Raw genomic sequence first — 8,564 nt, 5'->3', positions numbered from 1 at the left:
GGGACGCTCCTTTTTTTTCAAAGCCAGAATCTTGGCTCTGACAGGAATGTTCAGGCTCCCATCCCTACTGGCACCCACTCAAGCCATCAACCAAAACCATCTACAGGGCAGAAGGACCGGTCCATCTGAGCCAATGGGATAACGGCTGAAAGAAGTCCAACCCCCTTCCCTGTATAATGAAGAAAGACCGTGTCCCGCTATAGGCGAGAACGGCCCTTCCATGCGTGCTATGAAATGTATTACCAGTGCTACCGCTTAAGCTTCATCCCAAAAACGCTTCAAATTTTTCAACCCGATCGCAGAGCCGACCCGGCAATCCTCCATGCCCTCGAACTCAAGCGTAATATATCCGTCATAGCCTGATTGCTTGATAAGCTTAATGATCTCCCGCATCGGCAAGTCGCCCTGGCCCAGAATCGCTCCCCGCAAAAAGTTGTCGTTGGCCGTGAGGAACCAGTCTCCCTCGCCCGGATGCTCATAGAACGGACGCACATAGAAATCCTTCACATGGACGAGCGAAGCATACGGCAAGTTTTTCTTCACGCCGACAAGCGGGTTCTCATCGACGCACAGAAAGTTCCCAACATCGAGCGTCGTCTTGAAGTTCGGACGGTTTACCGATAACAATACTCGCTGCACACGGTCGCTCGCTTGAGCAGAGAAGCCGTGGTTTTCCAAGGTCGTCGTAATTCCGAATTGTGAAGCATAATCCGCAATCCGGCGGCTACCTTCCACCATCAAATGCAGATTCGCCTCGAACCATTCGATCGTCATCTGCTCCTTCGGCAGAGTGAACGCCGTGACATCATGGCGCATATGCTTGATCCCCATGCGATGCAGCAGATCGACATGCTGCTTGACGCGCTCGACTTCGGCCTCGAATGCTTCATCCGTCTCCTGAACGAAGTTAGCCGGCATCGAATAGTTCGAGAGATCAATGCCCCGCTCCTTCGCCTTGTCGCGGACGGCATCCGCCAGCTCCAGGTTATCAACTAACGTGAACCCGTAAGGAACAATCTCCATATGCTCCCCGCCGTTGTCGGCAATCCAGTCGATAACATCCAATACCGTCATCTCGCCTGCTCTGATCGCTTGCAGCAGACTGTACGTGCTGAGACCTGCTTTCATCGCATCCACCTCTTCACTAATATGATACTTTCCCAGGGACAACTCTGGGATACCGATAACACAAATCCGTAAATGTAATCGCTTACCTCTGATTAAACTATACCATAGTTCACTCTCCAAAGGAAGAATCCTGCCACGCTCCAAGAAAAAAGCTGCCGATGCGTTCGGCAGCCCCTGTACTGATGCTGATGAATTGATCCAAGTGCTAAAAACCTGTTCCGTAATTATGCCGCGATGCCTAAAGGAGAGAATAAGATATATACGGCCACCATTAACAGCACCATGACGATCGTAAAGACTTTCGCATGCTTCCAAGGCGTCAAATCGACTTTGCCCGATTCGAATAGCTCGAAATCCTGCTCGCGCGGCTTCCATTTTCCGATAAGAAGCATGACCAGAACACACACCGGGAATAATACGCTTAAAATGTACAAGAAATTGATCGTGCCCATAAAGAACTTGGATAAGGTATATAGCACGATATGTACGACCAATGCAATCTTCGGCGCGATAGCCGGCACTTTTTTGCTGAAAAAACCGACGACGACCGCGGCAATGATCGGGATATTGTAAAACCCGAACATCTCCTGCAAGTAGTAATACAATCCTGAAGGCGCATACAAAATGAATGGCGCTACGATAACGGCAACGAGGCCCAGCGCGATGGCAAACCTTCTGCCTGCCTTCACCAATTGTTGCTCTGTCGCATCCGGCTTGAATATCGGCTTGTAAATATCGAGCGTAAACAAGGTCAACGAGCTGTTCAAAGCTCCGTTAAAGGAGCTTAAGATCGCGCCGAACAACACAGCGGCGAAAAATCCGGACAGCAGCGTGGGCAGGACTTCAATGACAAGCGACGGATAAGCCATATCGGCATTGCTTAACGAATTGTTGAACAGATGGTACGCGATTATGCCCGGGAGCACCAGATAGAAGGCGCCGAAGATTTTGAACATCCCGGCATACAGCACGCCCTTCTGTCCTTCCTTCAAGTTCTTCGCCCCCAGCGTACGCTGGACAATGGCTTGATTCGTACACCAATAGAACAGATTGTTGAACAGCAGCCCTGCAAAGATTGTTACCCATGGCACTGGAGAGGAACTGTCCCCTATCGAGTTTAATTTCTCGGGCTCTTTGTGCAGCAAGGTGCTCACACCTTCGACCAAGCTGCCCCCTCCAAGCGCGAACAGGCCAAGAAATGTAATCAGCAGGCCGCCGACAATAAGCCCGACGCCGTTCAACGTATCCGAGAACGCGCATGCGCGCAGTCCCCCGAGGACGACATAAGCGATCCCCGTAACTCCAATCGCAAGCGATACGATCAAAATGATATTGAAGTCATTCAAGCCGAATAGGTCTGAAATATTGAATATCGTATCCAGCACCAGCGCTCCGGAATACAGGACCGTCGGCAAGTAAGCCATCGCGTAACCCAGCAAAAAGAGAACGGAAATAATCTGGCGCGTTCGCAAATCGTAGCGCTGCTCCAGAAAATCAGGGATGGTCGTAATTCCCGTCTTCAAATAACGGGGCAAAAACACAAACGCCATAAAAATCAACGCAATCGGCGACGTGACTTCCCAGGCCATCACGACCATGGACGTCGCATAGCTTTGTCCGTTCAAGCCGACCATTTGCTCCGTCGACAAATTGGTCAACAGAAGCGAGAAAGCGATTACAACACCAGTCAAGCTGCGCCCGCCAAGGAAATATCCATCCGAGCTGTTGAGGTTGATGTTGCGCGTTTTGTACCAGGAGTACCAGGCGACAATCCCGGTGTACAACAAAAAGGTGATGACGGTAATGTAGGTCATGAGTGCCCTCCTTTTCCACGCCTAGAGAGTTCTGTAAAGAGCTACCTCGTATCGTGCGAGCCGATTAAGGCTGCGGGCGCAGCCACCTCAACCAAGCGGCCGGTGTCATACGATTCCTTGCATGCATATCCAAGCGCGGTCGACAGCACCCCGTCTTCGACCCTGACTCCGGGTTGTCTCCCCTCAAGAATGGCCTGCACAAATTCAATCGCCTCATCCAAGTATGCCTGCTCGAACCGCTCCAGGAAGCCTTGCGCACATTCGCGCACAACGCCGCGGTCATCCATGATCGCCACCTGGTTTTTCTCAGGAACCGTGCCGATGCGCAGCGTACCAAGCGTCCCGATAATCTCCGTCTCGATATGATAGCCATGCGCGCAATTGCGCCCCGCTACGAAGACCCCCATCTTATTACCGGCAAATTGAACCAGAGCCGCCCCTGTCTCGGCGTCTTGCAGCTGCGCCAGCTCCGTATAGCGGTGAGAGCCGCCGATGGCCCACACCCGCTCCGCTTCCACGCCCAAATACCAGCGCCCCAAATCCAGGTCGTGAATGGCCATATCGAGGAACAAGCCGCCGCTGTAGTTGCTCTTGGCGAACTGCAAAAGGCCGGGCATCGCTTGGGCCGGATCGAGCCCATAGCAGCGGATGAGCACGGGCTCGCCGATCGCTCCCGCTTCGATTTTCCGCTTAGCATACACGTAGGAGCGATCATACCTCCGCATAAAGCCGAGCATGAATACCTGATGCGGATGGCTCCGCACCGCCTCTTGAACACGAAGCGCTTCTTCCATATAAAGCCCGAGCGGTTTTTCGCTGAAAACGTGAAAGCCTGCCGCCAGTGCCTTTTCAATCTGATCGCAATGGTAGGAGGACGGCGAAGCGATGAAAATTGCGTCCAGCTCCTTGTTCCGCAGCATCTCCTCATAATCGGTATAACCGTAAGGAACGCCAAGCTGCGCCTGCGCTTCTTCAACCTCCTCCGCCTTGATGCTGCATACCGCCGTTAGTCTGCAGTTCGGAATGCGATGCGCCAAGTTCTCGGCATGCTGCCGTCCGAGCCGCCCCAAGCCGACGAGTCCTACCGATACGACTCTGTTGTCTCCCATAGGTCCATCTCTCCCCTTCGCCTGACTGAACTCGCAACTTATACGCCAGCTTGGCGCAAAATATAGTCCCTCGCTAACAAAGCGTACTCGAACGGATTTGCTTTGGCGGGATCCTGTTCCGCTTCCACGAGCATCCAGCCGCGGTATCCGGCCGCGGACAAGGCCCGGAATAGCGGCGCGAAGTCGATGCAGCCGTCTCCAGGAACGGTAAATACGCCTTCCTTCACCGCCTGCAGGAAGCTGAGCCCCTCCTCGCGCACGCGGCGCGCCACGTCGGCGCGGACGTCCTTCAAATGAACATGCTTAATCCGGTCCATATATCGGTTCAATATGCTAAGCGGCTCCTCGCCCGAGAACACAAGATGTCCGGTATCATAGAGCAAAGACACCAATTCCGGATTCGTTCCCTCCATGAGTCGGGCGATCTCCTCGGTCGTCTGCACGCCTGTGCCCATATGATGATGGTACACAACGTCCATATCTTTTTCCTTAGCCAACTCGCCAAGCACATGCAGACCGTCGGTTAAGCGCTTCCAATCCTGCTCGCCGAACACCGGCTTACGCTCGAAGAGCGGGGTATCCATCATGCCTTGGACGCTATGCCCCTGCTCAGATACGACAATCACCTTTGCCCCCATCGCGTCCAGGAAGTCGCGGTGTTGAACAAATGCCGCTGTCGTCTCTTCGAGCGGTTTTACCGTAAGGAAGGCGCTGAACCAGGCGCTGGCCACCTCCAGCTTCCGCAGACGGAGCGCCTTTTGCAGCGCGCCGATATCCCGCGGGTATTTGTTGCCCACCTCCGTGCCCGCAAATCCGGCGAGCGCCATCTCGCTTACACATTGCTCGAACGTATTCTCTCCGCCCAGCTCCGGCATATCGTCATTCGTCCAGCCGATGGGCGCAATCCCTATTTTTACGCTGCCTGCTGCAAACATGTCCATTCCTCCCTGATGTCATCGCTCCTTGGCAGAATGCGGGGCGGGCCGGGCGCCGCGTCGGCGAAAGCATGCGCATCTTAGCATGTTCCCCCGTCTGCCCGCCCGCTCCGCCAAGGCGCGATATTTCATTGTAGTCTTCGTATTAATAAGGTCTTGCTTGCTGCAAAAATCGCCGCCGCTCCTCGCTCGCGCGCGCAATGTCCGGCTTGCCGGACACTTCTGCGACGCCGACATTCCACCAAGCGCCGTAACCATTTGTCATCGTCTTCGGCAGCACTTTGATATCGATAAGCGTGGAGACCGTCTGCCGCTTCGCGTCGGCGACGGCCTGCTCCAGCTCCTCCAGCGTGCGAGCCGTATAGGTTATCACGCCGTAGCCTGCGGCGCTGCGGGCGAAATCAATCCCGACAAGCGGGCCGTCCAGCTTGCCGGTGGATGCATTGCGGGCGCGGAATTCCGTCCCGAAGCTGCCCATGCCGTGGCCCATTTGCAGGTTGTTAATGCAGCCGAAGCCATTGTTGTCGAACAGCAGCACGTTAATCTTCTGTCCTTCCTGAATGCTCGTAACGAGCTCGGAATGAAGCATCAGGTAGCTCCCGTCCCCCGCGAACGCATACACTTCGCGATCCGGCTCCGCCATCTTTACGCCGAGCGCCCCTGATATCTCATACCCCATGCAGGAATATCCGTACTCCATATGGTACGAATCCGGCGCTTCGGCCACCCACATCCGCTGCAGGTCGCCAGGCAAGCTCCCCGAGGCGCCTACGATGACCGCGTCGTCTTCGAGCAGCCGGTTCAAAGCCGCCAGCACCCGGGTCTGCGTCAGGCAGCCGCCGAGTGCTTCGGCATATTCCAGCAGCGCCTCGTCCAAATGCCCCGCGACTTCGGGCGTGAACGAACCGGGCGCGTACTGGATGCCGGCCAGCCGCTTCCACTCCTCGCCCCAAGCGGCGCGCGCCCCTTCAATCTCGGTCGTATAGCCCGAGCGGTACCCGGCCGCCTCCAGCCGCTGCCGCAGCGCCATCAGCGCGGCCTTCGCATCGGCCACGACCGGCGTCGCCTCCAGCTTCAGCACATGGAACTCGGACACGTTCACCGTCAGGATGTCCGTGCCGTGACCGCTGAACAGCTCCTTCGAGCCGGTCGTGAAGTCGGTGAAGCGCGTACCGACGCCGATAATAAGATCGGCCTCCTTGGCGATCGCGTTCGCCGCTCCGTTGCCCGTCACTCCGATGCCGCCGAGATTGAGCGGATGCGAACCCGGCACCGCGCTCTTGCCCGCCTGCGTCTCCGCCAGCGGAATGTGCAGAGCTTCCGCAAAGGCTTGCAGCTCCGACCCGGCCTCGGAGTAACGCACGCCGCCCCCGCAGATAATCAGCGGCTTGCGCTTGTTCATGATGAGCCGGAACGCATCCTCGAGCGCCGCTTCAGCGGCCGGGCGGCGGTCTATCCGATGCACGCGCTTCGCGAAAAACGATGCAGGGTAATCATACGCTTCCCCCTGCACATCCTGCGGCAGCGCGATCGTGACCGCTCCCGTATCGGCCGGATTCGTCAGCACGCGCATCGCATGCAGGAGCGCGGTCATCAATTGCTCCGGCCGCATGATGCGGTCCCAATATTTGCTCACCGCACGGAACGCGTCATTCGTCGATACCGTCAGGTCGTGCGGCTGTTCGATCTGCTGCAGCACCGGATCGGGTTGGCGCGAGGCGAACGTGTCCCCCGGCAGCAGCAAGACCGGAATCTGATTGGCCGTCGCCGTAGCTGCGGCCGTCACCATATTGGCGGCGCCAGGCCCGACCGACGACGTGCAGGCGCAGATCTGCCTGCGCCGCATCTGCTTCGCGAACGCCACTGCGGCATGGGCCATTCCTTGCTCGTTGCGCCCTTGGTATACCTCCAGGCCTCCGCTGTCTTCCTCCAGCGCCTGGCCTAATCCGAGCACATTGCCATGGCCGAATATCGTAAAAATCCCTTTGACAAAGCGCTGCTCCTCTCCGTCAAACTCGATATACTGCTGATCGAGAAATTTGACGAGCGCTTGGGCCGTAGTCAAGCGAATCGTTTCCATTCCGAACACCGTCCTTACCAGCGTGTAGTAATCATCTTTTTGCGCGTATAAAATTCCACCCCATCCGTTCCGTTCGCATGCAAATCGCCATAAAAGGAATCTTTCCAGCCCGAGAACGGGAAGAATGCCATTGGCGCCGGAACGCCCACGTTCACGCCGAGCATGCCCGCATCGATATGCTCCCGGAACTGGCGCATATAAGCGCCGCTTCCCGTAAACAGGCAGGCGCCATTCGCGAACCGGGATGCATTCGCCCACGCGATGGCTTCATCCAAATCGTTCACGCGCACAACCGACAGCACCGGTGCAAAAATCTCATCCTGCCAAATTTTCATTTCCTGCGTCACGTTATCAAAAATCGTCGGCCCCATAAAGTAGCCCTCGCCGCTCGCTTCCGCATCTTGACGGCCGTCGCGGACAAGCCGCGCCCCTTCCTGGACTCCGGAGTCGATATAACCAAGGGCACGTTCCTTATGCGCTTCACGGATAACCGGCCCGAGGAAGACGTCCTCCCGTGCTCCATTGCCGATAATGAGCTCATCGGAGGCTATGGCCAGACGCGATACCAGCTCATCCGCGACCGATTCCTGCACGAGCACAACCGCGCAAGCCATGCAGCGCTCTCCGGCGGAACCGAAGGCCGCATTGATGATTTGCGTCGCGGCTTGCCCCAAATCCGCATCCTCCATGACAATCGAGTGGTTTTTGGCTCCGGTCAATGCTTGCACACGCTTCAGGTTCGCCATTCCGCGCTTGTAGACGTACTCGCCGACAGGCTGGGAGCCAACGAAGGAAATCGCCTTGACCAACGGATGATCAAGCAAGCCGTTCACGACGTCATGCGCGCCATGCACGATGTTGAGGACGCCGCGAGGCAAGCCCGCTTCCTCCATCAGCTCCGCCAGACGGCAAGCGAGCAGTGGCGTGCGCTCGGACGGCTTTAGCACAAACGTGTTGCCGCAAGCGATCGCGAGCGGAAACATCCAGCACGGCACCATCATCGGGAAGTTGAACGGGGTAATGCCTCCGACGACGCCGATCGGGTAACGGTACATCCCGGATTCGATGTTCGTCGCGATGTCAGGCAATTGCTTGCCCATCATGAGCGTCGGCGCGCCGGCAGCGAATTCGACGCACTCGATGCCGCGCTGCACCTCGCCGTACGCTTCTTTGTAGTTTTTTCCGTTCTCCAATGTTATCAGCTTCGCCAACTCGTCCCAATGCTCGATCAAGAGCTGCTGGTATTTGAACATAATGCGTGCCCGGCGCGGCACAGCAGTGCGGGACCACGTCTTGAACGCCTCTGCGGCCGCCTCGGCCGCCTCATTCAGCTCTTCCCTGCTTGAGAGCGGCACGTGCGCAATCATTTCACCTGTCGCCGGATTATAGACCGGCTCCGTCTTCCCTGATATCGACGCCTTCCATTCCCCTCCGACATAGTTGCGAATGGTTTTTGCCTCTGTCATGCTCCATTCTCCTCCTGTCATGTCCGTAGTTG

Annotated in this window: 6 protein-coding genes; all 6 read right to left on the bottom strand. The window is 56.7% G+C overall.

What is annotated here, in order from left to right:
* Window positions 1–255: 255 nt before the first annotated feature.
* The 6 genes from DQX05_RS24655 to DQX05_RS24630 all read right to left on the bottom strand — a co-directional run bounded on the left by DQX05_RS24655 (window position 256) and on the right by DQX05_RS24630 (window position 8,532).
* Window positions 256–1,128 (bottom strand): sugar phosphate isomerase/epimerase family protein, encoded by an 873-nt coding sequence (locus tag DQX05_RS24655; RefSeq protein ID WP_119796003.1) that lies wholly within the window; start codon window positions 1,126–1,128, stop codon window positions 256–258.
* A gap of 224 nt (window positions 1,129–1,352) precedes the next feature.
* A complete protein-coding gene (locus tag DQX05_RS24650; protein ID WP_119796002.1) occupies window positions 1,353–2,942 on the bottom strand; it encodes a solute:sodium symporter family transporter in 1,590 nt (529 codons plus the stop codon).
* Between the two features lie 41 nt (window positions 2,943–2,983).
* Window positions 2,984–4,051, bottom strand: a complete 1,068-nt coding sequence (locus tag DQX05_RS24645; protein ID WP_119796001.1) for a Gfo/Idh/MocA family oxidoreductase — start codon at window positions 4,049–4,051, stop codon at window positions 2,984–2,986.
* 38 nt (window positions 4,052–4,089) lie between these two features.
* On the bottom strand, window positions 4,090–4,986 hold the full coding sequence (gene iolE / locus DQX05_RS24640) for a myo-inosose-2 dehydratase (protein WP_119796000.1): 897 nt from the start codon (window positions 4,984–4,986) through the stop codon (window positions 4,090–4,092).
* 145 nt (window positions 4,987–5,131) lie between these two features.
* Entirely contained in the window at window positions 5,132–7,066 is a 1,935-nt protein-coding gene (iolD, locus tag DQX05_RS24635) for a 3D-(3,5/4)-trihydroxycyclohexane-1,2-dione acylhydrolase (decyclizing) (protein ID WP_119795999.1), read from the bottom strand.
* Between the two features lie 14 nt (window positions 7,067–7,080).
* Complete coding sequence (locus DQX05_RS24630; RefSeq protein WP_119795998.1) at window positions 7,081–8,532, bottom strand: CoA-acylating methylmalonate-semialdehyde dehydrogenase; 1,452 nt, start codon at window positions 8,530–8,532, stop codon at window positions 7,081–7,083.
* Window positions 8,533–8,564: the final 32 nt, after the last annotated feature.

The sequence above is a fragment of the Paenibacillus thiaminolyticus genome, from assembly GCF_003591545.1.
Taxonomy (GTDB): Bacteria; Bacillota; Bacilli; order Paenibacillales; family Paenibacillaceae; genus Paenibacillus_B; species Paenibacillus_B thiaminolyticus_A.
Note: the sequence above shows the minus strand (reverse complement) of the source record. Positions and strands in the feature narration are given on the sequence as shown.